This window comes from Proteiniclasticum ruminis (assembly GCF_900115135.1).
In the GTDB taxonomy this organism is placed as follows: domain Bacteria; phylum Bacillota; class Clostridia; order Clostridiales; family Clostridiaceae; genus Proteiniclasticum; species Proteiniclasticum ruminis_A.
Genome location: NZ_FOVK01000004.1, coordinates 90,381 through 113,676 on the forward strand (window position 1 = coordinate 90,381; position 23,296 = coordinate 113,676).

The 23,296-nt window shown below is 38.7% G+C and carries 21 protein-coding genes and 1 pseudogene; 8 read left to right on the forward strand and 14 right to left on the reverse strand.

Annotated features, from left to right (window positions below):
- Positions 1–220: 220 nt before the first annotated feature.
- A complete protein-coding gene (locus tag BM243_RS07960; RefSeq protein ID WP_074911845.1) occupies positions 221–2,968 on the reverse strand; it encodes an ABC transporter ATP-binding protein/permease in 2,748 nt (915 codons plus the stop codon).
- A gap of 192 nt (positions 2,969–3,160) precedes the next feature.
- On the opposite strand from BM243_RS07960, the gene BM243_RS07965 reads away from it, so the two are divergent.
- Complete coding sequence (locus tag BM243_RS07965; protein ID WP_074911846.1) at positions 3,161–3,838, forward strand: response regulator transcription factor; 678 nt, start codon at positions 3,161–3,163, stop codon at positions 3,836–3,838.
- Positions 3,831–4,892 carry a HAMP domain-containing sensor histidine kinase gene (locus BM243_RS07970; protein WP_074911847.1) on the forward strand — a complete coding sequence of 354 codons (1,062 nt, stop codon included), beginning with the start codon at positions 3,831–3,833 and terminating at the stop codon, positions 4,890–4,892. The genes BM243_RS07965 and BM243_RS07970 overlap by 8 nt, the downstream gene beginning before the upstream one ends.
- Positions 4,893–4,988: 96 nt before the next feature.
- Here the strand turns inward: BM243_RS07970 and BM243_RS07975 are convergent, their stop codons facing one another.
- The 5 genes from BM243_RS07975 to BM243_RS07995 all read right to left on the reverse strand — a co-directional run bounded on the left by BM243_RS07975 (position 4,989) and on the right by BM243_RS07995 (position 9,757).
- On the reverse strand, positions 4,989–5,462 hold the full coding sequence (locus tag BM243_RS07975) for a pyridoxamine 5'-phosphate oxidase family protein (RefSeq protein ID WP_074911848.1): 474 nt from the start codon (positions 5,460–5,462) through the stop codon (positions 4,989–4,991).
- Positions 5,463–5,483: 21 nt separating this feature from the next.
- Positions 5,484–6,239, reverse strand: a complete 756-nt coding sequence (locus BM243_RS07980) for an SHOCT domain-containing protein (protein WP_074911849.1) — start codon at positions 6,237–6,239, stop codon at positions 5,484–5,486.
- Between the two features lie 263 nt (positions 6,240–6,502).
- Positions 6,503–7,021, reverse strand: a complete 519-nt coding sequence (locus tag BM243_RS07985) for a GNAT family N-acetyltransferase (protein ID WP_177213486.1) — start codon at positions 7,019–7,021, stop codon at positions 6,503–6,505.
- A gap of 274 nt (positions 7,022–7,295) precedes the next feature.
- Positions 7,296–8,453, reverse strand: a complete 1,158-nt coding sequence (locus BM243_RS07990; protein ID WP_074911851.1) for a glycerate kinase family protein — start codon at positions 8,451–8,453, stop codon at positions 7,296–7,298.
- A 23-nt stretch (positions 8,454–8,476) separates the two neighbouring features.
- The gene (locus BM243_RS07995; protein WP_074911852.1) at positions 8,477–9,757 is read right to left on the reverse strand and encodes a GntP family permease; all 1,281 of its coding nucleotides are present in this window, start codon (positions 9,755–9,757) and stop codon (positions 8,477–8,479) included.
- Positions 9,758–9,902: 145 nt separating this feature from the next.
- Here BM243_RS07995 and BM243_RS08000 point away from each other — a divergent pair, with 145 nt between their 5' ends.
- Positions 9,903–11,021 carry a CdaR family transcriptional regulator gene (locus BM243_RS08000; protein WP_074911853.1) on the forward strand — a complete coding sequence of 373 codons (1,119 nt, stop codon included), beginning with the start codon at positions 9,903–9,905 and terminating at the stop codon, positions 11,019–11,021.
- 152 nt (positions 11,022–11,173) lie between these two features.
- Here BM243_RS08000 and BM243_RS08005 read toward each other — a convergent pair whose 3' ends face one another.
- The 3 genes and pseudogenes from BM243_RS08005 to BM243_RS08015 form a co-directional block, all read right to left on the reverse strand.
- Positions 11,174–11,947, reverse strand: coding sequence for a hypothetical protein (locus tag BM243_RS08005; RefSeq protein ID WP_074911854.1), 774 nt, complete (start codon positions 11,945–11,947; stop codon positions 11,174–11,176).
- Positions 11,948–11,960: 13 nt separating this feature from the next.
- Positions 11,961–12,938 carry a hypothetical protein gene (locus tag BM243_RS08010; RefSeq protein WP_074911855.1) on the reverse strand — a complete coding sequence of 326 codons (978 nt, stop codon included), beginning with the start codon at positions 12,936–12,938 and terminating at the stop codon, positions 11,961–11,963.
- 293 nt (positions 12,939–13,231) lie between these two features.
- A pseudogene (locus tag BM243_RS08015) lies at positions 13,232–13,408 on the reverse strand (glutamine-hydrolyzing GMP synthase); the annotation flags it as partial.
- 551 nt (positions 13,409–13,959) lie between these two features.
- Between BM243_RS08015 and BM243_RS08020 the strand changes: the two are divergent.
- The 5 genes from BM243_RS08020 to BM243_RS15250 all read left to right on the forward strand — a co-directional run bounded on the left by BM243_RS08020 (position 13,960) and on the right by BM243_RS15250 (position 18,631).
- Positions 13,960–14,511, forward strand: coding sequence for a hypothetical protein (locus BM243_RS08020; protein WP_074911857.1), 552 nt, complete (start codon positions 13,960–13,962; stop codon positions 14,509–14,511).
- 202 nt (positions 14,512–14,713) lie between these two features.
- Entirely contained in the window at positions 14,714–15,331 is a 618-nt protein-coding gene (locus tag BM243_RS08025; protein ID WP_074911858.1) for a recombinase family protein, read from the forward strand.
- A gap of 224 nt (positions 15,332–15,555) precedes the next feature.
- On the forward strand, positions 15,556–16,791 hold the full coding sequence (locus BM243_RS08030) for a hypothetical protein (protein WP_074911859.1): 1,236 nt from the start codon (positions 15,556–15,558) through the stop codon (positions 16,789–16,791).
- Positions 16,792–17,479: 688 nt separating this feature from the next.
- On the forward strand, positions 17,480–17,857 hold the full coding sequence (locus BM243_RS08035; protein WP_074911860.1) for a hypothetical protein: 378 nt from the start codon (positions 17,480–17,482) through the stop codon (positions 17,855–17,857).
- 39 nt (positions 17,858–17,896) lie between these two features.
- On the forward strand, positions 17,897–18,631 hold the full coding sequence (locus BM243_RS15250) for a hypothetical protein (RefSeq protein WP_074911861.1): 735 nt from the start codon (positions 17,897–17,899) through the stop codon (positions 18,629–18,631).
- A 221-nt stretch (positions 18,632–18,852) separates the two neighbouring features.
- On the opposite strand, the gene BM243_RS08045 is transcribed toward BM243_RS15250, so the two are convergent.
- The 5 genes from BM243_RS08045 to guaA form a co-directional block, all read right to left on the reverse strand.
- A complete protein-coding gene (locus tag BM243_RS08045; RefSeq protein ID WP_074911862.1) occupies positions 18,853–20,094 on the reverse strand; it encodes a PDDEXK family nuclease in 1,242 nt (413 codons plus the stop codon).
- Between the two features lie 21 nt (positions 20,095–20,115).
- Entirely contained in the window at positions 20,116–20,346 is a 231-nt protein-coding gene (locus tag BM243_RS08050; protein ID WP_207646179.1) for a helix-turn-helix domain-containing protein, read from the reverse strand.
- Positions 20,333–20,542, reverse strand: a complete 210-nt coding sequence (locus BM243_RS08055) for a hypothetical protein (protein WP_074911863.1) — start codon at positions 20,540–20,542, stop codon at positions 20,333–20,335. Before BM243_RS08055 ends, BM243_RS08050 begins: the two co-directional genes overlap by 14 nt.
- Before the next feature lie 108 nt (positions 20,543–20,650).
- Positions 20,651–21,628: a tyrosine-type recombinase/integrase gene (locus BM243_RS08060; protein ID WP_074911864.1), complete on the reverse strand. Its 978-nt coding sequence runs from the start codon at positions 21,626–21,628 to the stop codon at positions 20,651–20,653.
- Positions 21,629–21,759: 131 nt separating this feature from the next.
- Complete coding sequence (gene guaA / locus BM243_RS08065; protein ID WP_074911865.1) at positions 21,760–23,292, reverse strand: glutamine-hydrolyzing GMP synthase; 1,533 nt, start codon at positions 23,290–23,292, stop codon at positions 21,760–21,762.
- Positions 23,293–23,296 lie beyond the last annotated feature (4 nt).

Genomic DNA, 23,296 nt, shown 5'->3' on the forward strand with positions numbered 1-23,296 from the left:
TTCATCATACTGGATTGAAACTGAAATACAAGGGAGCTGTATTCAACTCATAGGCTTATCAATCAACCACCATTCCAGCGAATGAACATACTAAGCCCCAGGTTTCCTTTACGCTCCACTAAATTTCATGACACTCAAAAAGCGGGCGTACCCTGCGATACTCCCGCCCATGATTAAAAATCAGCTTCTTCTGATATTTTATTACCTGCTGCTTCTTTTTTTATTCCGTTCTCAAGGCAACCACAGGGTCCTGCTTCGCTGCTTTCTTTGCTGGCAGAAGACCACCGAGCACGGTAAGAAGAATACTGAGCACGATGAGTACCATTCCACTCACCGGTGGAAGCACCGCATTCACAGTATCAAGGCCCGTCATGGCATGAATCACCGCATTTCCTGGAATGAGAAGAAGCAGCGTTACCCCCACACCAATGAATCCAGTGATGATCCCAATGATGAAGGTTTCCGCATTGAACACCTGAGAGATGTTCTTCTTGGATGCCCCAATGGCTCTTAAAATCCCGATCTCCTTGGTTCTTTCCAGTACAGAGATATAGGTGATGATGCCAATCATGATGGAAGACACCACCAGAGATACTGCCACAAAAGCAATGAGCACATAGGTGATCACATTGATGATGGTGGTGACAGAAGACATCAGAATGGCCACATAATCGGTGTAGACGATCTTGTTTTCTTCCGCCACAGTGCCATTATAATGTTCGATGGCCTCAGAAATCTTGTCCTTGGCGTCGAAGCTGTCCGCATAGATGTTGATGGCAGACGGAGCATCCAGACTTACCACCCCAAACTTCTCCATGTTTTCCTCATAGCTTCCAGGAGAAATATAACTTTCGTAAATCGCTAGGATGGTCTCATCCTCAGGGTCCTGAAGATAGCTGTCAAACATGGCTGCTAGCTCCACTTCTCCCATTTCCCCGCTCTGTCCTGGCGCTCCTGTCCCTGGCATACCGTTTCCGCCTCCAGGTGTGCTGCCTTGGCCGCTGGCCATGATGGTCCGGAAAAGATTTGCCTTCTCTGTAACACCTAGGGTAGCAAGATAGGTTTTCGCATCCTCGATTTTCGCTTCATCATCAGCAGGAGCAAAGCTCACACCTGTGAGCACATTGATCTCTTTGGAAGCCTCCTGCTCTTTGACGATCTCTGAACCATTGGTATAGTCAATGAGATAGTCTGTAAGAGCCTGAGTGTAGCCAAAGACACCACTGACAAAGGCATACTCCGCATCCTTTTTCAGTCTGATGATGCCGCTGACTTTCATCTCCACCGCATTCTCCAGAAGATTCTCCAGTTCGTCTGCTGTCGTTTGCTGTCTGTACTGTCCATTCTCCTCTTTCACAAAAGTATCTACGGCCGGCAGCAGATAGAAGGGCTGATTCATGATTTCCTCATAATCGAGCTTTCTGTTTTCGATGGTGACGACTTCTCCGTTGTCCATCTTTTCCATGATCTCTTTGTATTCAGAGGTAGGCAGCACGCCGATCTCATAGAGCTTGGTGGCTGAAATCTCACTGTTTTTATCCAGGGCCAGCACCATCTCATTGAACTCTTTCGGCCAGGCTCCTGCCACCACATCATAAGTATCTGTAATGGCAGTGCTGATGCCCTCCCCATTCACTCCAGGAAGAAGCTCTGTAAAGTTCCCTGTGCTTCCGCCCATGAGATTTCCACCGAACATCCCGCCGCCAGGTCTTCCAGTACTTTCTTCTTTGTCCTCCAGTGTACTGCCGTCGGTGTTCACCAGAGCATCTTCACTGTCTCTTGTGAAGATGCTGAAATTGGTGTTATAGCTGTAGATGATGCCATTCTCACCCACATATTCATGAATCTCACTGTCTTTTTGATCCAGATACTTCTTGAACTCCGTGAGATTGTTCTCGTTGTAGTTGGTTTGAACCTTGGAAGCCTGCTCCAAATCGGAGCCGTTGACATAGACCCCGTCCAGGGCATGGTCCGCTTCTTCCTCAGTAAATCCTGGGCCTGGGGTCTCTGCAATGACAGTGCTGAGATCAAAGGTCCTCTCTTCGATGGTGATGGGATAGGACGCCATGGTGCTCTTCTGGATGTCCTCAATATACTGATTCACGCCAGTGGAGAGGGATAGAATCAGCGCAATGCCGATGATTCCAATGGAGCCTGCAAAGGCTGTGAGGATGGTTCTTCCCTTCTTTGTCTTCAAGTTGTTGAAGGACAGGGAAAGAGAGGTCATAAAGCTCATGGACGCTTTTCCCATGTTCTTATGCTCGGCTTCTTTTAAAGAATCCGCTTCCACTTCATAGGGGTCGGTATCGTCCACAACCCTTCCGTCTCTTAAACGCACCGTTCTTGTGGCATACTCCTCCGCAAGCTCCGGATTGTGGGTCACCATGACCACCAGCCTGTTTTTTGCCACTTCTTTTAGAAGCTCCATAACCTGAACGCTGGTTTCTGTATCCAGTGCACCTGTGGGCTCATCGGCCAGCAGAATATCCGGGTTGTTCACAAGAGCTCTCGCGATGGCCACTCTTTGCATCTGTCCACCGGACATCTGGTTCGGCTTCTTATGGATCTGCTCGCCAAGTCCCACTTCTTCCAGTGCTTTTTTTGCTCTGTTTTTTCTCTCTTTTCTGGAGATGCCGGAAATGGTCAAGGCCAGCTCCACATTGGAGAGGATGCTCTGGTGGGGGATGAGATTATAGCTCTGGAACACAAAACCGATGGTATGGTTTCTGTAGGAATCCCAGTCTCTGTCTTTATACTTCTTGGTGGAGATGGCATTGATGATGAGGTCTCCGCTGTCATAGCGGTCCAGGCCTCCGATGATGTTAAGGAGCGTGGTCTTTCCGGATCCGCTGGGACCCAGGATGGCCACGAACTCATTGTCTCTCAGGTTCAGGCTCACTCCGTCCAGAGCAGTCTGAATGAGGTCTCCTGTCTGATACTTCTTACTGATGTTTTTAATCTGCAGCATATTTTTTGTCTCCTTCTTTTGATCTAACGACTGCTATTCTACTGCCCTTAGAAAAACTGAAGATAAACTGAAAACGTATCACTCCTTTTTTTCAACATTTTCTACCGGAATATTTCTCTCTTTCACTGCGAGCGAGTTTATATTCAGTTTATGTTGTATGGTATAATTTTCCCATTGAAGGAGTGATTTTTTATGTTTCAGCTTATGGTCGTGGAAGACGACAAAAGCACTGCAAAACTCATGAAGGCTGTTCTTACGCTGTCCGGCTATAAGGTGGTTTCTGCCACCGATGGACTGGACGCCCTACAGATTATGGAGAATCAGCACATAGATCTCATAGTGCTGGATGTGATGATGCCGAACATGGATGGCTATGAATTCACAGAACATCTTCGAAGTGTTGGCGACAACACCCCTATTCTCATGGTCACAGCGAAGCATCTTCCGGAAGAGCTCTCCAAAGGATTCATTGCCGGAACAGATGATTACATGGTGAAACCGGTAAAGGAAGAAGAAATGCTTCTTCGGATCAAAGCGCTTTTAAGAAGAGCGTCCATCGCCAACGAACATAAACTTCATGTAGGACAAATCACCCTGGACTATGATGCTCTGACGGTGACAAGAGATGGCGAGAGCCAGACCCTCCCCCAGAAAGAGTTCTATCTCCTCTATAAGCTCCTTTCCTACCCGGATAAGATTTTTACAAGGCTTCAGCTCATGGATGAAATCTGGGGTATGGATACAGAAACGTCCGATGTAACGGTGAATGTCCACATCAACAGGCTCCGAAAGCGTTTTGAAGATGCTCCTGAGTTTGATATCATGGCCATCCGTGGCATCGGATATAAAGCGGTGATCCACCATGGATAGAGTGAAAAGAAAGCTCAAAAGAGTACAGCTGGCTCTTCTTTTTGCCCTCATCGTCTGCATCATCATGTTTGGATCCTCTGTGGTGATCTTTCTCTTTGGTTTCATGCTCCTGAAGATGGGGGTCAACGTCATAGACTATGACCACAGACTCTCTCTTCTTATTTTTGCCATCATCAGCCTTGTCATTGGAACTGTCTTTGCTTTCCTCTTCAGTGAGAAGCCCCTGAAACCCCTTCTGGAAATCATGAAGGCCACAGACAGGATTGCAGAAGGAGACTACAGTGCGAGGATCCACCTGAAGGGTCCCTATGAACTGAAGCAGCTTTCGGACAGCTTCAACCATATGGCAGAGGAGCTGGCCAGTGTGGAGCTTTTAAGAACCGATTTTGTCAACAACTTCTCCCATGAATTCAAAACACCCATCGTTTCCATCCGAGGCTTTGCGAGGATTCTGAAAAGAAAAGATCTGACAGAAGAGATGCGGAGCGAGTATCTGGACACCATCATCGGTGAATCTGAGCGTCTTGCGGACCTTGCGGATCAGGTACTGAGCCTGTCAAAGCTTGAAAACCAAGCCATCATCACCGATAAGAAGGAGTACAATGTCAGCGAACAGATCCGCCTCATCATTGCCATGATGTACAGCAAGTGGAGTGAGAGAAACATCGATATTGAGTTTGAAAGAGGAGAACTGATGCTCCATGCCAATGAAGAACTCATGAAGCAGGTTTTCATAAACCTTTTGGACAACGCAGTGAAGTTCTCTCCGGATGGTTCCGTCATCAAGGTGCACATCCTAGAGAAGGTCTCTTCTTTAATCTTTGTTATCCGGGACCAGGGACCGGGGATGGATGAGGACACAGCTCCCCGCATCTTTGACAAGTTTTATCAGGGAGATACTTCTCATGGGGCCAGCGGCAATGGTCTTGGTATGACCATCGCCCATAGAATCGTCACCCTCCACGGAGGCTCCATTCGTGTGGAGACGGCTCCGGGTAAAGGCACCTCCTTTTATGTGGAGCTGCCAAACACATCAAAAGGTACGATGAACTGAAACAAAATAGCTTCTGAGAAAGAACGCCATGAGTCATAATCCATTGGACTCATGGCGTTCTTCTGTTTTAATCAAGCAGCACATTACTGTCTGCTTCTACTCTGCTCTTCTGTTTTCAAAATCAAAATGATAGAACATCTCTCCATGGTTGATTCGTAGGGTGCCCTTCTTCAGATGAATGGCTAAAAAGCAGCAGTTCTCATCTGCTTCATTGTTGGCAAAATCATACCAGTCCTTGAAGACAGTTCTGAGCTTCGATCTGAGTTCTGCATTTTTAGGGTCCAGCACCCAGCCCAGATTTTCTCCTCTGCCACTGCCAAAAAAATCTTCAAAATTCACAGAAACAGATACCTCGGGATTCGCCTCAATCTGCCGGATCTTATTGGATGTTCCATAGGTCACCACATAGAAAGCGCCATCTTCATAATAAGCATCCACATCCCGGACACAGGGCACCGGATATCCATCTTGGCTACTCTCCAAAGAAATGGTTGCCAAGGCAATGACATTGTCTTTACCTTTTCCAAAACGTTCTTCTAGAATATTCATCCCTTCTTCAAATTTTGTCATAATCCCTCTCCTTTTTCAAAATTAAAGCCCTAGTAGCTGCTTTTTCTTTGCATTAAACTCTTCTTCAGAAATAACACCGTTATCAAAAAGATTTTTGAACTTCAAAATCTCATCTGCTTCTGAAACAGAATTTACTTGCTCCGTTTCTGAGCTATCAACCATATCTACCGCTAGTTGTAACGCGGAGAGAGTGTCTTGCGCAGACTTATACATTGTCTTGTAGATAAAACTGCTAGTTTTTGTAGAAGTTGTGATAAAAGGTAAATATACAGTTTGTCTTGGACTATTACGTAGTGTTATTTTTATCTGTAGTGAGTTGCAGACACCCTTTGTCTTTTTGCCTCCAGTAACTCCTCCAACTACAGCACCCACACCACCAAATAAAAGCCCCCCTGCAACTGCTCTGCCCAGACCTCCTTTTGTTATGGTTTCACCATCTTCGAGGAGTTCAAAATTAAGCAGTTGACCGTAGTTATATAGATTCGTATCTTTTTTAGACTTTTTAATGACTAGTGTCCTTGTATGATCGTCAAAAGAAATCACACCAACCTTCTTCGTTGCATTGAATTGATCAACAAGTACTTGGTTCTTTTCTTTCATTTTTATCATTTCTTTGATGGCTTCTCCATGATACTGTTTTCCGCTGGAAAGACTATTTATACTGCTATCTAGCCCTGCCTTGGTCCAACATTCAATGCAAATATAACCATCTGACACTTGAACTTTTCCAGTAAAAACACCCATAGGTTTATCACAAGCTAAACAGTCTTTTGCCATAAAAATCCCTCAGAACTCTTCTTTTCACAATTATATCACTTAATAAGACTCTAACCATATCCAGTAACAATTAAAATACAAGTCTTACAATCTCTAGTGTCATCAATCCATCCTGATAATCAAAACCCCAGATGAGTCACAAAACAAAGTTCTACCAGTTTATATTGAAACCCAGGATTGGTATAATATCAATTATACTGGCACCGTCGGCGTTTCATTCATCTACAGGCCTTATAATCTAACAATAATGACTTGCTTGCTCTCTACATAATTGAACCTGATCTGTTTATAGATTGATCAATCCTAAGATTCATTACCCGAAAATCTCCCGAAAAAATATCAACCAGAATTCTATCTTTTGTCTGAACCTCATTATCTACAACAACACAGCCAAGCTTCCTGTAATATTGATTAGAAGGTGCAGAATGATAATTGTATATAATCATCTTCTTCGCTCCTAACAAAGAGAAGTCCTCCAATAACCTCTTAAGAAGAATTAGCGATACGCCTTTTCCTCGATGCTTGGGATATACCCACAGTCCATTGAGCTCCACTCCATGCTGCGGATCCTCTTTTGACTCCACAAAGCTTCCAAAAGCCACCCCCAACATTTTTTCTTGAGCGAACACACCATAAAGAAGGCGTACATCATTGTTTTCTTTGGCTCTGTTTTTCCAATCCATCCAGAATGCATACTCTTTAGTATAGTCCAGTTCAACGTTTGAAAGCCCGCCTACCTCTTCTGGCCAGCATGATATTCTTAGTTTTACAGCTTCTGCCATTTCTTCATCTCTTAACTCACGTATATGCATTTCCGGCCCCTTCCATTGTGATATCCAATGCTTGAATGATGTTCTAAACAACTTTATATTCATCTTACCAATTTATATACAATCATACAATTGATGTCTTCAGGAACTAGATATAAAAACTCTACTGACTTCTAAATGAACTCAGTAGAGTTTTTTGTTGGTCTATTTATCAATCCAAATTCATACTGGATTGACTTTATTGTGTATTTCCACTAGAAACACTCCGCAACTTAAAAACGTTATATCAGTTTTTTTCACACTTCTTCATCAGTCTCACAATATTCTCTGTGGTTCTCGCAATATTTACGGATCCTTCCTGTAGAAGCTTTTCCAGTTCTGATGCGCCTGGCGCAATGCCAAATATGGCGTCAAACCCAACCTCATAAAGGCTTTCAATCCCTTCCCCAATCATCCCTGCAATTCCAACCACAGTGATTTCTTCACAAACTTCCTTCGCAGTTTTTGCCACTCCATAAGGAGTCTTTCCGAACTTTGTCTGGAAATCTATGCCACCCTCACCCGTGAAGCAGTAAGCTGCTTCTTTCAGCTTTTCCTTCAGATTCGTATACTTAATGACAATCTCCACTCCTGGTTTCAAGGTGCAGTTTGTGAAGGCAAGAAGTCCGGCACCTAATCCGCCTGCTGCCCCGGCGCCTGGTATGTCAGAAACGTCTAGTCCAAGGTCTCGCTTGATTACATCCGCATAATGTCTGAGATTTTGATCCAGAATCTCAACCATGTGAGGAGCAGCTCCTTTCTGCGGACCAAAGACATGGGATGCCCCAGTGGGACCACATAAGGGATTTGTCACATCACAGGCAACTTCAAAGATGCACTCTGAAAGACGTGGATCCACCTCGCTTCGGTCAATCCGGTCCAGTGAGCTTAATGAGCCGCCCCCCCAAGGAATCATGCTCCCATTCTCATCCAGAAGCTTTATTCCAAGAGCTGCCGCCATACCTGCTCCACCATCGTTGGTGGCACTTCCACCAATTCCAAGGATGATCTTTCGGATTCCTTGGTCAAGGCACTCCTTTATCAGTTCTCCTGTTCCATAGGTTGTGGTGATCAGGGGATTTTTGGTCTTCTGATCCACAAGATGAATTCCGCTTGCTGATGCCATTTCAATGACTGCTGTCTTTCCATCGCCAAGGATTCCATACATGGCTTCCACCTGGTTCCCAAGAGGTCCCGTGACGATTTTTTTCACAAGTCTTCCTTCTGTAGCATCCACAAGAGCTTGAGTAGTTCCTTCTCCTCCATCCGCCATGGGCACATGGACGATCTGTGCATCAGGACAGGCTTTTCTGATTCCTTTTTCCATGGCTTCGCAGACCTCTTTTGCAGTTAAACTGCCCTTAAAAGAGTCCGGAGCCAGCACATATGTCTTACGTTCTTTCATAAATTCTTCTCCTTAGTTGGGGTTTACAGGATACCGATGACTCCATAGATGATGGTGGATACGATGGTCATGGCCAGTCCAATCATGGACTCATAAGGAATCAGCGCCAGTCTTTCTTTAAACGCCATAGATACACTTCCGCCAGTGGCATGGAAGAAAGAACCATGTGGCAGGTGGTCAAGTACTGTAGCACCCGTATGAATCATCGCTGCACCAGCCAGAGGAGCAACACCCGCTCCAGTTAAAGTACCGCCAAATACACTGCTCGCAACTGCAGATCCTGATGTGGTAGAAGCTGTTGCAGCGGACATGAGGATACCTGCGATAGGAGCCAGAAGATACGTAGGCAGTCCCAGTACCTCAATGGCGTTGATAAATACATCTCCAAGGGTTGAGTTTGAAATAATACCCGCAATGAGACCTGTTCCAAGAAGGATGATGGCCACATTGGTCATTTTATCCAGACCATATTGGGTGTATTCTACGACATGCTTCGCTTTTCCAAGGACGATGACAGCCACAAGCCCTCCCACTGGCAAGGCAAGCATTGGATCGATGTTGATATCAAAGATCGGTCTCAAGGAAAGAAGAACAATGGCCACAACTGGTCCAAGTATTGACTTTCCAAAGGATGGAAGGTTGTCAGCATTGGATACTTCTCCGCCTTCCTCAAGGCTGAAGCTTGTGCCTTTTCCACTTTTACTGAGTTTTGTGGCCACCACAAATGTCAATGCGATACCGATGACGGCTGGAATGATGCCCGCCATCATGACACTGGTCAGTGGCACACCAAAGGAATCGGAAACTGCGATGGCATTGGGATTCGGGGACATCATATTCCCCGCTTTTCCTCCTCCAATCATGGCAAGAAGAATTGTTGTTCTTGAAATCTTCAGCTTCTTTGCAATCTCAATGGCAATGGGTGCTACTGTGATGACTGAAATGTCAATAAATACACCCACCATGGTAAGAAGCATGGTGGCGAGAGAAATGGCCAGCAGGGCTTTCTTTGCCCCCAGCTTATCGATGATGGTGTACGCCATAGATGCTGCTGCACCAGACTTGATTAAGATTCCAGCCATGATTCCTGCGGCAAGGATTCTCAAGATGGCCGTGATCATTCCAGCTGCTCCGCCTTTCATCAGTCCAATGGTGTCCACGATCGACGCTCCGCCGATGAGTCCTCCTAGGATGGCTCCGATGAACAACGCGTAAAAAGGTGCGACTTTCTTAAAGATTAAAACGATAGATACGATGAGTGCAACCAGTGCCCCAAGGGCGGTTATTGTGACTTGTGCGTCCATATAACGATCTCCTTTTAAGTTGTTATTTTTTTATCCTTCCTTATCTTATCTGATTGTCGTTTACATTCATACGGTACCTGTACCATATTAATCCTTTTCACTTTGACTAATTTTTGTTACAATTACCAAATACGAGGTGGGAAAGATGAAAATATCAAGTAAACTTGCACAGAATATCGTACAGAGCATCAAGGAAATCATACAGCATGAGATCAACTTCATGAACATGGAAGGCATTATCATTGCGTCTACTGATCCTATGAGAATCGGACAGCAACATGAAGGTGCTCTAAAAGTATTAAAGACAAAAAGAAGTCTATCTGTAAAGAATGATGATGAGTTCAAAGGCACAAAGAAAGGAATCAATCTTCCTCTGTATTTTGAGGAGGAGATCATTGCTGTGGTGGGCATCACAGGAAATCCAGAGGATGTGTCGAAATATGTGCACATCCTGACAAAAATGACAGAAATTCTGATAAAAGAAGCATATCTGCAGGAAGTATCCTTTAATACAAAAGAAAACCAGCGCATCATCATTGAAAACTTACTTTACAACACCCAAAGCACAGACTTTGAGAACGTCAGCTATCGTGATATCTATAAGTATGATGTCGCGATCCCACGAAGAGTTGTGCAAGGAATGTTTCTGACAGATCATGCTGTAGATACTGCTCTTTATAAATATCTGCAGAAAATGGTTCCAGATCCGTCTCAGACTATTTTCGCCCTGAACCGGAATACGCTGACCATCCTTTCTACCCTCACAAAGCCCGCTTTATTGAGGCTGAATCTTTCTGCTATACAAGAACTCGTGAAAAACTCTTTTGGACTGGAACTGGTTTTCGGTGTAGGCTCCGTTTGCACCACGAGTGCTGACTCAAGAAAGTCCTTCTCTGAAGCTCAGAAAAGCCTCATGTGGGCAAAAAACTTATTAAAGGTTCCCATTCAGTTTTATGAGGATTTGGATCTTGGAATCCTCCTTCTTCCGGAGCTCAGCGGCTCCGCCCCTCTCTTTGAGTCAAAAATACTGGGCCGATTGAGTGATAAAGAGAAAGGGGACTTCATGGTGCTTCTGAAATCCTATGAAAAACACAACGGTTCCATCACGAGGTGCGCCAATGAGCTGTTTATTCATAAAAACACCTTGCAGTACCGCTTGAACAGTCTTTATGAAAAGACTGGCTATAATCCAAGAGAACTCCATGACTATACCATTTTAAAGCTTGCTTTTCTGATTTATGAAATTGGTCTCCGAAATAGATAACTCTATGTATCTGTGAGTAGTACATCAAAAATAAACTCTTGAGAAACTGCCACAAACAAGCAGCAAGACATCAACAAAAAATCCTAGAAGTGTTTTTACCTTCTAGGATTTTCCCGGTTGCTCATCTATAGAGTCTTCCTTTTTTAACCATCTTACTTCAGTTTTGTGTTTATACAGTAGACTTCCGTCAGCATTTGCTTAATCTGATCCATCGTGGTATTTCGAATCCCTAATTTTTTCAAGAAATTGTCATCTTCTTCAATTTCAGCTACAAATTTACGGATATCCCTTTGAATAATCATTGGAACTTCCGATAGCATTCCAATCTTTAAGAGTTGGGATAATTTATAAATATCATTCTTGTGCTTTTTGATGTCCCCCCTCTGAATATTTTCACCATTCTCCCTGCGCTGTTTATTATCTATCCAGGCTCTTGCTTTCAGAGGAATAATACAACTTACATCTGCAATCATCAAGCCGTTGAGTTCAATCTTCTGTTTCATAACGAAATCATAATAATCTTTATTTAGCAATATCGCGGAAAGACTAACAATCTCGTCTTCCAGCAACATAGGAAGAACCATACCATCTTCCCCCAATTCAAATCTTTCAGTTTTGCAAGAGAGTATTTCTAACATTATGGGAAATTCAGTACTACTTGGATGCGTAAATCTATAGAATCTTCTTTTCCCAGTAGACTTTCTGACGCAAGTGTAACCTCCGGCTTTAACAAACTTCCAGAATTGACTTATAAACGTATCAGTTAGCGCTTCCACACTCAATACTAGATCAATATCTTTTGTTGCTCTAGCCATGTCAAACCCAGCATCATCTAGAAGCAAATAGCTTGCTAATCCACCAATGATTACATAATTATCTTTGAAATCTTGAAAGTATTCCCGGAACTTATCTAATCCGTGTATCATTTCTTCTAGTCTCTCACCTCAAAAATCGTTCTACTAAGATCTCCATTTCTTTTTCGATTCTTTCATCTTCCTCATTTATGAACATAATATACAAGGCTATTGGATGCACTCTATTGCTTATTTTAGGCAGCTGATACCTCCATAACTCAACTTGGCAAACACCAAGATCTTCATGAGGAACCTCCTCAATATCAGTGCTTAACACTTTCCATTTCCTATTCATAATTCCAAAAACATCCACTCTAGGTCTCATCAGCATTGTTTCTTCAGACAATGCACTTTCCCCGGAAACCGATAATTCTCTCCACAAATCCTTTTGTATTGAATCTCGCTTCACATATATTTTTTTCATGATGGGTCCGGCGAATATCTGTTTCGCATTTCGGATGATCTTTTTAGTGAAATCACCTATGTCTTCGACATTATTATACGATGTTATTTCATTACTATTCATTTCTTTTATCGCTCTTGAAATTGACATCTCGCTAACATCCAGTTTTCTTGCCAGCTCACTTCTATGCTTCGGAAACTCATTGGAACAGATGATTTCAAGTATCAACGCTTCAGTAGTTGGTGATATTTTATAAATGGAATCCTTTTGCTTACTATACCGGTTCATCCTTTTCTCTGTAAATATTCTTCCAACGGTGGGTAAAAATATCTGCTTTCCAGGAACAACAAAAGAAACTCCTTTTTCGATCAGCTTATTCCTCAAGTATTTTGTAACGTCATCGAATACGAGTATAACTTCAATATCGTACCCGCAGACCTCTTTCACTTTTCTTACATGCTTTTCCAGAGATGGGATACTCAGTTCAATAGTTTTACTGCAGTCCATCAGTAAAAAATCATGATCAGAATAACTGATCATACGAAAGTTATAGGTTGAAGATAAGTATAGCGGTAATTTTGATGTAGGGAACGGATTTTCAAGCAACACTTTTCCACTGAAATTAAATTCTATGTAGCTTGCTGCTTCTTCTATATTCAAAGACAACATCTCCTTTACAACATAGTTTTATCGTTTACACCTCAAATTTTCAAAATAATCTAATACGTTGTCACATTATAACATTTATTATTTTCTTTATCAATTAAAATGTTAAAGTAAATATATATGTTAAAACGTAAAATAACCATAGCTACCGTCATTAATAGACATTTCAGCTATGGTTATTTCCATTACACTTCTCCATCAGTTTCTGGAACACATTGAATGTACCAGAAACACCTGAGAGATGATAACTATTCAATAGTGATACTCTGGAATGAAACGCTGTGTGTTTATTCCCACTCTATGGTTGAAGGTGGCTTGGAGGTTACATCATATACGATTCTGTTGACCCCAGGCACTTCATTGACGATTCTTCTGGATACAATATCCAGCACCTCATAAGGGATTCTGGACCACTCGGAAGTCATCCCGTCTGTGGACTGCACTGCTCTTAAGGCAATGAGGTGTAGATGTATTTAGAAACCACTTCATACGGAAGCTATTGATACCTTTGATAATTAAAAAAATATCTTTTTGATACTCTTCTTAACTGTATTATAATCTAGTTCCGTTTAAACGTAAATAACTATTAGTCATAAAGTCAACGTACTCAACCTTTGACGTTATTGGTTTAAATTACTATTCAGTCTTTAAAAAAATCATTCATTTTTGTTTTTATTCTATCACGATTCTTATTCTCAGATTCGATATCTAAAAAATCTATCCAATCTTGATTTGATACAGAATTCAGCATTAAGAATCATCAATTGAAAAACCTTGAGAAATCTAAAGTAAGACGGATCAATACTCAGAAATATTATTATATCCTATCATACTAGTAATATGTACTAGACTAGCACTTACTACGAATCGAACTTACGTTTACTTTATTGCAACTTAAATCAGATTAGCATTAATTGATAGGAATATTAAAGTATAAATCACAAGAATATGTATAATGATATATGAAAGGGCTTTTATTTCTACTATACTATAAATTTTAAGGTGGTGTTCATTATTGAAGTATGATGAATTAATTGTCGGTGCTATTATAGGATTTGTATCAAGCATCCTAACTACATTAACTATAGGATTCTTAAATACATTTGGGAAAGTAGAGCTTTATGTCAAGATTTCAAGCACTAGTAGCTTTCGTAAGTGGGGTTTTGTAAATCAAATAGGTAATGAGATTTCGTTATTCTTACCTCTAGTTATTCAGATTCAAAACACTTCTAAAACAACAAAAATTGTTAGAGATCTGAATGTTTATGCTTATAATAATGGTCGTTGTGTTGGAAGGTTTACTCAAGCTCCTGTTTCAAAGAATGGAAAATATGGTAATAATGGATCTTACACCTTTTTATGTAATCCAACAAGTATTGAAAACTATGAGTGCTTATTTACTATTAGTAATAATGAAGTACGCACATCATTTGATGAACTTCGAATTCAATACTTCGATACAAGAAATAAAAAGAAAAAGTTCAAATTCAGAGATATTGATAATTGTTGGATTGATGCACCTAGAGATTTTGATGAGAGCTGGAGCAATCTTAAATCATACAAGTAAACAAAAACTCTACGATAATTAATGTTCAAATTAAAGTACACCTCATCATGTTCATTATTTTGAACCATATTTTTATGTTTAAATACTTCTAATAGCTCCAAATTATGTACAAAAATAATAATACACCCTATTTTGATAATTATATTGACATACCCTATTTTGTACACTATTCTAAAAGAAAGAAATAAAGGAGCTGGATACTATGGTTTTTGGTTATATTCGAGTTTCAAGTAAAGAACAAAATGAAGGTAGACAAATCAAGGCACTTAGAGACTATTGCAACGAACTAAAAGAAGAACATATCTACATTGATAAACAATCTGGTAAAGACTTTGAGCGCACACAATATCAGGAACTGAAAAAGCTTCTTCGGGCAGAGGATATTGTATTAATCAAAGAACTGGATAGACTTGGCAGAAATAAGGATATGATAAAACAAGAACTAAAGGAACTTCAGGATAAAAAAGTAAGAGTTAAAATACTAAACATCCCTACAACACTAATCGATTTCGATAAGAATCAAGCATGGCTTCTAGATATGGTAAACAACATACTTATAGAAGTACTTGGAGCTATTGCTGAAGAAGAACGCAATAAGATAAGGCAAAGACAAGCAGAAGGAATAGCCCTTGCAAAGGAAAAAGGAAAATACAAAGGCAGAGATAAAGGTACTTTTAAAGCAGATCTGAAGAAGTTTTCAAAAATATACAAACAGGTAGAAGCTGGGTATATAACGATAAATCAGGCAATAGAGCTTCTTGGATATAAGAGCCGAACATCCTATTACAACATGGCAAAGCAATACGAAGCAATGGAATAAGCCCATTAAAGAGCTACTTTATAGTAGTTCTTTTTAATTATTAGTGGGGGATAGTTTCTCAGATGCCAAGAATCTTCTTTTCTCAACTCACTGGAAGCTGGTACATCCACACAGAAATAATTTATAAAAAAAAACCTGTTGACAACGAACTAATATGTTTTATATATTTGCACGAAAATTATTATATAATATAATAGATGATATATTACTTAAAAGGAGAAATCATGGCAAAGAAAAAAGAAGCAAACTATGGAATACTAGCAGTAGGTCAAGTATATAAGGGTTACGCTGAACTATGTAGAAAACTCGGAGTACCCGTACGCCAATCTAGTTCAGGTAGCCAAATAGCACAATTCAATGAATGGGCAAGGTATTTTGAATTTGAAGAATACAAAATTGAAGGTCGTAAACGCAATGGCATTATAATAACCAAAGTGTATGATACTCCACTTTTATCATCTATGAAAAACACTAAATACGCGGACATTATAAGATCAATAATACTAACTATGCTCTATGAAAGTGATGATGGTTGCATAAGATGGACTACTAACCAAAGGTTACTTGGAACTGGTCTTATTAATGAAAACTACAATAGAGTTCAATATTTAAAGGATGAAGAAAAGAGGAGCTTTCTTAAAGAGAACCATATCTCTTTAAGAACATTCAGTGACTTCTTTGATAGAAATAAGAATGTGTTTAGAGGCTATTTTAATACAGCTTATAAGTTTCTTGAACAAGACAAAATTATCAATCCTATATTAATATTGTATGTAGTAAAATTCAAAGACTCTGCTGAACATCATTTCCTAGAAAAAGATGATGCTCTAAATGGTAACCTTGATGATATTAGGAGTTCCTTACTTAAAAACAAGTATAAAGTTAGGAATGAATGGATGCTAAGTGAACTCCGAAAAGTAGAGTTTTTCTCTGACTTAAATAATGCACTAAAAGAAATCAATTATCCTATCTCATCAGATATTGAATTTGTTTATCAATATAACTTGATTGAAGCCATCAATAAAAACGAGATACCTTATAAAACTGAACTTATTAATATTGATGAAGCAACGAAAGAACTTAATATGAAACATGTTGATGAAATTATTAAGCAGGCAAAAGCTGATTCGGAAGACAAAAATAACTTCATAGCAAAAGAAAAATATGATGAAATTATTCGTATAATGAAAGAAGATGAAGATACTTATAAAAGCATGAATGAAGAAAAGTTCTGGAAAAAGTACTTTGAAAAAGTTCCAGATACAGAAGTTTTCGATCTCAAGCATGTTCTATTTGATGAAGATAAACTTGAAGAATTTTTAAAACGAATGAGACAGATAGGAATAAAATCAACAAAGACAATTGAAGAAGAGCTAATGCCAAATGCAAATAAAGCAAGACCAGAGTATTTTGAAGAAATTCAAAAGCTAGTAGATAAGGTTATACGATTAGATGAATAATAGCCCTTTGTGAGTGTTACTTAAGCTCGCTTCGCTCGTTTATCCCTTTCAGGGATTGCTCCGCGCTTCGCTTGGTTGCCCCTATCGGGGCATACAAATAACACTAACAAAAACACCCTGAATCATACACATATAAATATAATAAATATATATGTGCTTGAATTAGGGTGTTTTTGAATCTAATATATTTTTTATTTCCTCAAATTTAGCTATATAAACAATTTTTACCATTATTAACGAACTCCAACATAAGTATTAATACTTTTGACATGGAGCGAAGCGGAATGTCAACACCGAGGAGCGTAGCGACGCTGGTAAGCTTTTGTGTTTGAAAAGACAATAATATTAATACTAAAATATATAACAAAGAAACGCTCCATGTCGTTTCTAAGCATATATAAGCGATTTCAGGCGTTATGATTGTATTCTAAGAATATCACATTCTTTCCATCAAAAACTTCTACAGCGCTTGGAATTGAGCTGTAGAATGGACATGCACACACACATCTAAAGTCACAAAAACATGAATTTGCTATGTCTTGATTGGAGTTTCATGAGTAAAATGAGAATAAGGTGGAATATACTTAATTAACATAAATACTCTATTTTATCTTAATCTTCTTTCTTGATACAAATCACTCTAGATGTTAATATGTATATGTATTTATCAATCTAAGGGGGTAATTAAATGTCTCAACCAAATTCATCAATTAATTGTTATAAATGTGGAGATCCAATCAACTCATCAGTAAAATTCAAGATTCATGGAAATGAGTATTGTTCTGCTTGCTTTAACAATGAGACTTCAAACTCCGATTCAAATACTATCACATCAGCAACTGTCGCTTCTTATAGCACTCATAAAAACAAATACTCTAAGTATCTTGGTGTTATTGCTATTATTGAACTTATTTCAAGCATCTTTTTAGGATTTTATATATGGGTAGAGTTTAATTTTGGCTTAGGATTTGCAATTATATTCCAAGGAATCGTATTCTTTATACTTCTCTCAGCGCTAGAAATAATGGCTGAAGATATTGCACATATTAGAAATAATCAACACTAACTACTTATTGAACTGTAGCATAATAAATTAGGAGGAATAATGGATAGCTTAATTCAGGTTATTACCAATATGAATAATAGAACTCGAAATCGAGCTGTGATTATTATCACTGCATTGATAATTCCTTCCATAACATATTTCACCTTAAATTTCCCACAGCAAATGTACTCAAGTGACCTTATAAAAGTGCTTGTAATGGGTGTTTGCATAAACTTTTTTACAGTGTGTATCTCTCTTACTTTGCATTTCATCAAGTTTATGATAGTTGCTGACAAGACTGTGTCCTCATTAAAATCCACATCAAATACTCTTTCAAATATTATAGTAGACTTAAGAGAGCGTAATTCGAAGCAGCACACAACATTGAAAGATGTTCGCATATCACTCGAGAAAGAAATTCAAAATGAGGACGAGATTTCAATTAATGACGAAATGATATCAAAGGTTGAAGATGATATTAATAAATCAGATATCATCTTAAAATCGACCGAAAACTTGCAGAATGAGCTTATCAGCTACTTAAATGATTTATTAGATCCATTAAGATTCCTGAGTGAATCTTCATTAATAACCATAGTACAAGTTCTATTATGTTGTCTAATAAACATTATTACATCTCAAAATATAGACTTTAGTATACGAGGTGTATTGTGGAACGTATTTCAATACATATCATTCTATTATTTAATAGCTACATTTTATGAGTGCTTTAATAAAGATTTCCGGCTTAAAAATATTGAAGAAAAGTTAGAAGAGCTCAACAATCTCCACTGAATAATAGCTAGACATACAAAGCTTTCAAATTTGAATTTAATAACTCAAAAGCGACCATGATAGAAATCATGGTCGCTTTGTTTATAATCGTTCTTTCCAATATCTTTGGTAATACTAAAATATTGACCAGTTTTCGATATTTGGGATAAACAACTCTATGGATCCAGTATCTATATTTACTTAATGCAAAATGTGTAAACTGAGAAAATTAAATGATGAGCTTATAAGTTGATGTCTTTAATTAAGTATTTGATTTTCTCAGAATCAGTGATATTGTTTATTTGAATATCAATGAATTCAGTTTCAATTATCTTTACATACCCTTCAAAGACCATTCCTCTATCAACTTGTTGTTTTAACAGAAAACTCCAAAGCTCTTCTATTATTCCAATTAACCTATCATCAGAAGAAGTAACTACGAACTTGCTTCTTCTAGTTCTCTTGTCTTGTTGCTCAATAATTTTAATTTTCATTTTCACAGTTAACCAATCAAGTGAATCGGAAAGGTTCTTTTTATCAATTTTAATGTTGTATTTATTCGAGTTTTTGCTTCGTTTCGTCCACCCATCTAATGCTGGTAATAGTTGGTCTAAATGATACATATCTAATTCATCAAAGGTTATAAGCTTAAAATCCGGATACTGCTCTATAAAAGTAGAACATTTATATAAACTTTTATCATCCCATGCTCCCTTAACTTCTATGAAGCAATTATCACCTAACTCGAAATCAGGTGTGTACATATTCGATAGTCTGAAAGCGTCATTCTCTTTACTCGGATTTATTACATAATGTTTTTTTTCATATTCCCAACTTATGCCATATTCATTTAGTATCGCTACCATATTTCTTTCTAGTTTTGACCTAAGAGCTATTTTGAGTTCTGGATAATAAATTGGGAGTGTTTTTTGATATTCTATTAATCCAAAACTACGTGCCGAAATGATTCCATCACCATCGTTTATTATGTAACAGATAGCATGATCAATTAAGTCAAATGGCTTCTTTATTGAAATACCTCTAGACGATATAAAGAAGCCTTTTAATGGTGTTAAGTCCATCACGGTAATAGGTACATAATTTTCATGAAATTTAAAATTTAAGTTATAAAATTCATAAATATAATGACTTACTCCATTTTCATCCTTATACTTGTCTGTCAAAGAACTTTCAATCTCATCCAAAATAGGAAAATAACTTTGATCAATATATTTAAAAGATAAAATAATAATTATATTGTTTGATTTATCTGGATCCATTTCATATAATCTTTCGAAATTAATAATTTCTCTTGGAAGATAATCTAAGTTCTCATATAGCTCTCTGATTTTATTAGTAACTAGAATCGCAGATTCTTTTTTACTTATATCTCCTTTAAGAATCTTTTTATTAATTTTATCTTGAAATCTACTGTATTTATCATAAGAATTATCATGCTTCACTCTACCAATAACCATTCTCATTTCTAATCCCCCCCATATTCATCAATATTTTCTGTCTAAAATCCTAAACTCCAAATTCAGTTTATTACATAGTATGATTATAGTCTTCAATGAAGGCATTGTTTTCCCCACTTCAATATCACTCAAATAGGTATTGCTTTTACCTAATATACTCCCTAACTCTTTTTGTGTTAATCCAAGATACTTTCTTCGACTCCTTATTATTTGCCCAATATCCTGGATACTATCAATGTTAATATCAATTCTGTTCATCAAACTCTCCATTATACTTATGCTTATCTAATACATCTCTAAGATAAGTAATTAGATTTTCAACTTCAGCAGGTTCTAGCATCTCTTGGATTGTTTTCTCGAATGGATCTGTAATGGTCAAAGCTAATTGCCCATAGTCACAGCTTGGTGTTAATTCGATTTTGATATTGTCTAAAGATAAACTCTTGTTACTCATTATTATTACTCTTAATATATAATTTATTTTCATTTTGTAATTTTTATTTTTACTCTAGTATATCATTTTTCCCTTGAATGGGAAGTGTATTTAAGTATTCAATTATTACTACTCATCCTTACTCCTTATATTTGACCTTTTTTTGAAGTTTGATTGCTTGTTTTTCATTTTAGGTGCAATCGAATCGATAATCTCGACGAGAGAACTCGTATTATTATGATAATATCGATTGAGTTCCTTAAAAGTAGAATGCCCTGTAATACTTTTAAGAATAATAGGAGATACATTTTTTAGTACACTATTTGTGATGAATGTATGCCTATGTATATGTATTCCTTGTTTTCTAACCCCTCTCTCTTTAGCGTAATTAGAAACTGATTTTTGTAGAGTTGTACTGCTCATCATGTCTCCATATACAGTTGGGAACAAGTAATCCTCAACTTCCCCCTCTCTATATTGCATGTATTCAGATAATATTACAGCAAGTGAGTTGCTAATTGGTAAATATCTTGCTTTCTTGTTTTTTGTATGATTACACACAATTGTTCTTCCAATAATGTCAACATTTTTAACTCTTAAATTTCTAAGTTCACTAGCACGAATTCCAGTACTGGCAAGAACCCAAATAATAACATATGTCCTGATAGTAACAAAATCTGTCTTTTTTGGACTCTCTAATAGCATTTTTAATTCTTCATCAGTTAATACTTCTTTTATTTTCTCTTGCCCTTTAACTCGAGGAATCATAAAACCATGTTTTATATACCCTTTTTTGATACAAAATTTTATTATTGGACTAATATTTTGTAGATAACTGTTTATTGATACTGCTCTTATGTTTTTATTATGCAAGTACAAAATATACTTATTCAAAGTCTCTTCATTTATTTCGCTACATTTCACATTTCCGCCTAAAAAGTTAAGAAAGTACTTCTTATGATGATTATACGTTCTTATTGTTTCTTCAGATCTTCCTATTATTTTGAGGTTATTAATATACTCCTCATGTGCTTCATCAAATGATTTATTTGGCATTTGATTTGTAGATTTAAATAGTTGGTTTCCTTTTGATACTCCTTTTTTCATTATCTAAACTCCCTTCTTTTCTTTGAAGAATACTAAAAAAAGCACCTATGATATCCTCATTATCGAAAAATATCATAGGTACTCAGCTAAAGCTGTATTCTTTTAAAAATCAAGGATTTTCAATAGTTTTCTTATTCCCACTCTATGGTTGAAGGTGGCTTGGAGGTTACATCATACACGATTCTATTGACCCCAGGCACTTCATTAACGATTCTTCGGGAAACAATATCCAGCACCTCATAAGGGATTCTGGACCACTCGGAAGTCATCCCGTCTGTGGACTGCACTGCTCTTAGGGCAATGAGATGGGAATAGGTTCTTCCATCTCCCATAACGCCTACGCTTCTGACATTAGGAAGTGCTGCGAAATACTGCCAGATGGTTTCATCCAAGCCATGCTTCTTCACTTCATCTCTGAAAATGAAGTCTGCTTCTCTCACAATCTCCAGCTTCTCTTCTGTCACTTCACCCAGTACACGGATGCCAAGTCCAGGACCTGGGAAGGGCTGGCGGTATACAAGATCATGAGGAATCCCCAGCTCTTCTCCAAGGACTCTTACTTCATCCTTGAACAGTTCTCTTAAAGGCTCGATGAGCTCGAACTCTATGTCTTCAGGAAGTCCGCCCACATTATGGTGGCTCTTGATGACCTGGCTTGTCTCGGTTCCGGATTCCACAACGTCTGGATAGATGGTGCCCTGCACCAGGTAGTCGATCTTGCCAAGCTTATTGGACTCTTCTTCAAAGACACGAATAAACTCTTCACCAATGATCTTTCTCTTTCTCTCCGGATCTTCCACGCCTTTCAGCTTTCCAAGGAATCTGTCCTGAGCGTTGACTCTGATGAGGTTCATATGGAATCTTTCTCTGAAGATCTTCTCCACTTCATCCCCTTCATTCTTACGAAGAAGACCATGGTCCACGAAAATACAGGTGAGGTTGTCTCCGATGGCTTTATGAACAAGGACAGCCGCCACAGAGGAGTCTACTCCGCCTGAAAGTGCGCATAGAACCTTCTTCCCATCAGCCTTCACTCTGATTTCTTCAATCTTCTCCTTGGCGAAATCCTTCATCACCCAAGTTCTCTCCGCCTTGCAGGCACCATGGATGAAGTTTGAAAGGATTTCCTTGCCCAGTACGGAATGGACCACTTCTGGATGGAACTGAAGTCCATAAAGATTCTTTTCCTTATTTTCCATGGCTGCCACTTTGCAGTCTTTGGTAAATGCGGTAACTTTAAATCCTTCTGGCACTTCCACCACTTCATCCTGATGGCTCATCCAGACCACAGACTCTTCAGGGAGCCCCTGGAACATGACGCTCTCAGACTCAAAATGGATGTGGGACTTTCCGTATTCTTTCACGGTTCCTGTGTTTACTTTTCCCTTCAGCTTATGGGTCATGAGCTGATGGCCATAACAGATGCCCAGAACAGGAATCCCTAAGGAGAAGATTTCTTCACTAACCGTCATGGATCCTTCCTCATACACTGAGTTTGGACCACCAGTCAGGATGATGCCCACTGGATTTCTTCTCTTGATTTCTTCAATGGATGTTTTTGCAGAGATCAGTTCACTGTAGACGCCCGCTTCACGGACACGTCTTGTGATGAGCTGATTGTACTGACCGCCAAAATCCAGGACTAGGATTACATTATTTTCCATATAT

What these genes read in the sequence shown, in the direction of transcription:
- BM243_RS07995 (WP_074911852.1), bottom strand. Translation starts at nt 9,757, where the DNA reads ATGGACGCACAAGTCACAATAACCGCCCTTGGGGCACTGGTTGCACTC.
- BM243_RS08030 (WP_074911859.1), top strand. Translation starts at nt 15,556, where the DNA reads ATGGCAAAGAAAAAAGAAGCAAACTATGGAATACTAGCAGTAGGTCAA.
- BM243_RS08005 (WP_074911854.1), bottom strand. Translation starts at nt 11,947, where the DNA reads ATGATACACGGATTAGATAAGTTCCGGGAATACTTTCAAGATTTCAAA.
- guaA (WP_074911865.1), bottom strand. Translation starts at nt 23,292, where the DNA reads ATGGAAAATAATGTAATCCTAGTCCTGGATTTTGGCGGTCAGTACAAT.
- BM243_RS07985 (WP_177213486.1), bottom strand. Translation starts at nt 7,021, where the DNA reads ATGGCAGAAGCTGTAAAACTAAGAATATCATGCTGGCCAGAAGAGGTA.
- BM243_RS08000 (WP_074911853.1), top strand. Translation starts at nt 9,903, where the DNA reads ATGAAAATATCAAGTAAACTTGCACAGAATATCGTACAGAGCATCAAG.
- BM243_RS07970 (WP_074911847.1), top strand. Translation starts at nt 3,831, where the DNA reads ATGGATAGAGTGAAAAGAAAGCTCAAAAGAGTACAGCTGGCTCTTCTT.
- BM243_RS15250 (WP_074911861.1), top strand. Translation starts at nt 17,897, where the DNA reads ATGGATAGCTTAATTCAGGTTATTACCAATATGAATAATAGAACTCGA.
- BM243_RS07965 (WP_074911846.1), top strand. Translation starts at nt 3,161, where the DNA reads ATGTTTCAGCTTATGGTCGTGGAAGACGACAAAAGCACTGCAAAACTC.
- BM243_RS07980 (WP_074911849.1), bottom strand. Translation starts at nt 6,239, where the DNA reads ATGGCAAAAGACTGTTTAGCTTGTGATAAACCTATGGGTGTTTTTACT.
- BM243_RS08060 (WP_074911864.1), bottom strand. Translation starts at nt 21,628, where the DNA reads ATGAAAAAAGGAGTATCAAAAGGAAACCAACTATTTAAATCTACAAAT.
- BM243_RS07960 (WP_074911845.1), bottom strand. Translation starts at nt 2,968, where the DNA reads ATGCTGCAGATTAAAAACATCAGTAAGAAGTATCAGACAGGAGACCTC.
- BM243_RS08055 (WP_074911863.1), bottom strand. Translation starts at nt 20,542, where the DNA reads ATGAGTAACAAGAGTTTATCTTTAGACAATATCAAAATCGAATTAACA.
- BM243_RS08025 (WP_074911858.1), top strand. Translation starts at nt 14,714, where the DNA reads ATGGTTTTTGGTTATATTCGAGTTTCAAGTAAAGAACAAAATGAAGGT.
- BM243_RS08050 (WP_207646179.1), bottom strand. Translation starts at nt 20,346, where the DNA reads ATGAACAGAATTGATATTAACATTGATAGTATCCAGGATATTGGGCAA.
- BM243_RS08045 (WP_074911862.1), bottom strand. Translation starts at nt 20,094, where the DNA reads ATGAGAATGGTTATTGGTAGAGTGAAGCATGATAATTCTTATGATAAA.
- BM243_RS08035 (WP_074911860.1), top strand. Translation starts at nt 17,480, where the DNA reads ATGTCTCAACCAAATTCATCAATTAATTGTTATAAATGTGGAGATCCA.
- BM243_RS07990 (WP_074911851.1), bottom strand. Translation starts at nt 8,453, where the DNA reads ATGAAAGAACGTAAGACATATGTGCTGGCTCCGGACTCTTTTAAGGGC.
- BM243_RS07975 (WP_074911848.1), bottom strand. Translation starts at nt 5,462, where the DNA reads ATGACAAAATTTGAAGAAGGGATGAATATTCTAGAAGAACGTTTTGGA.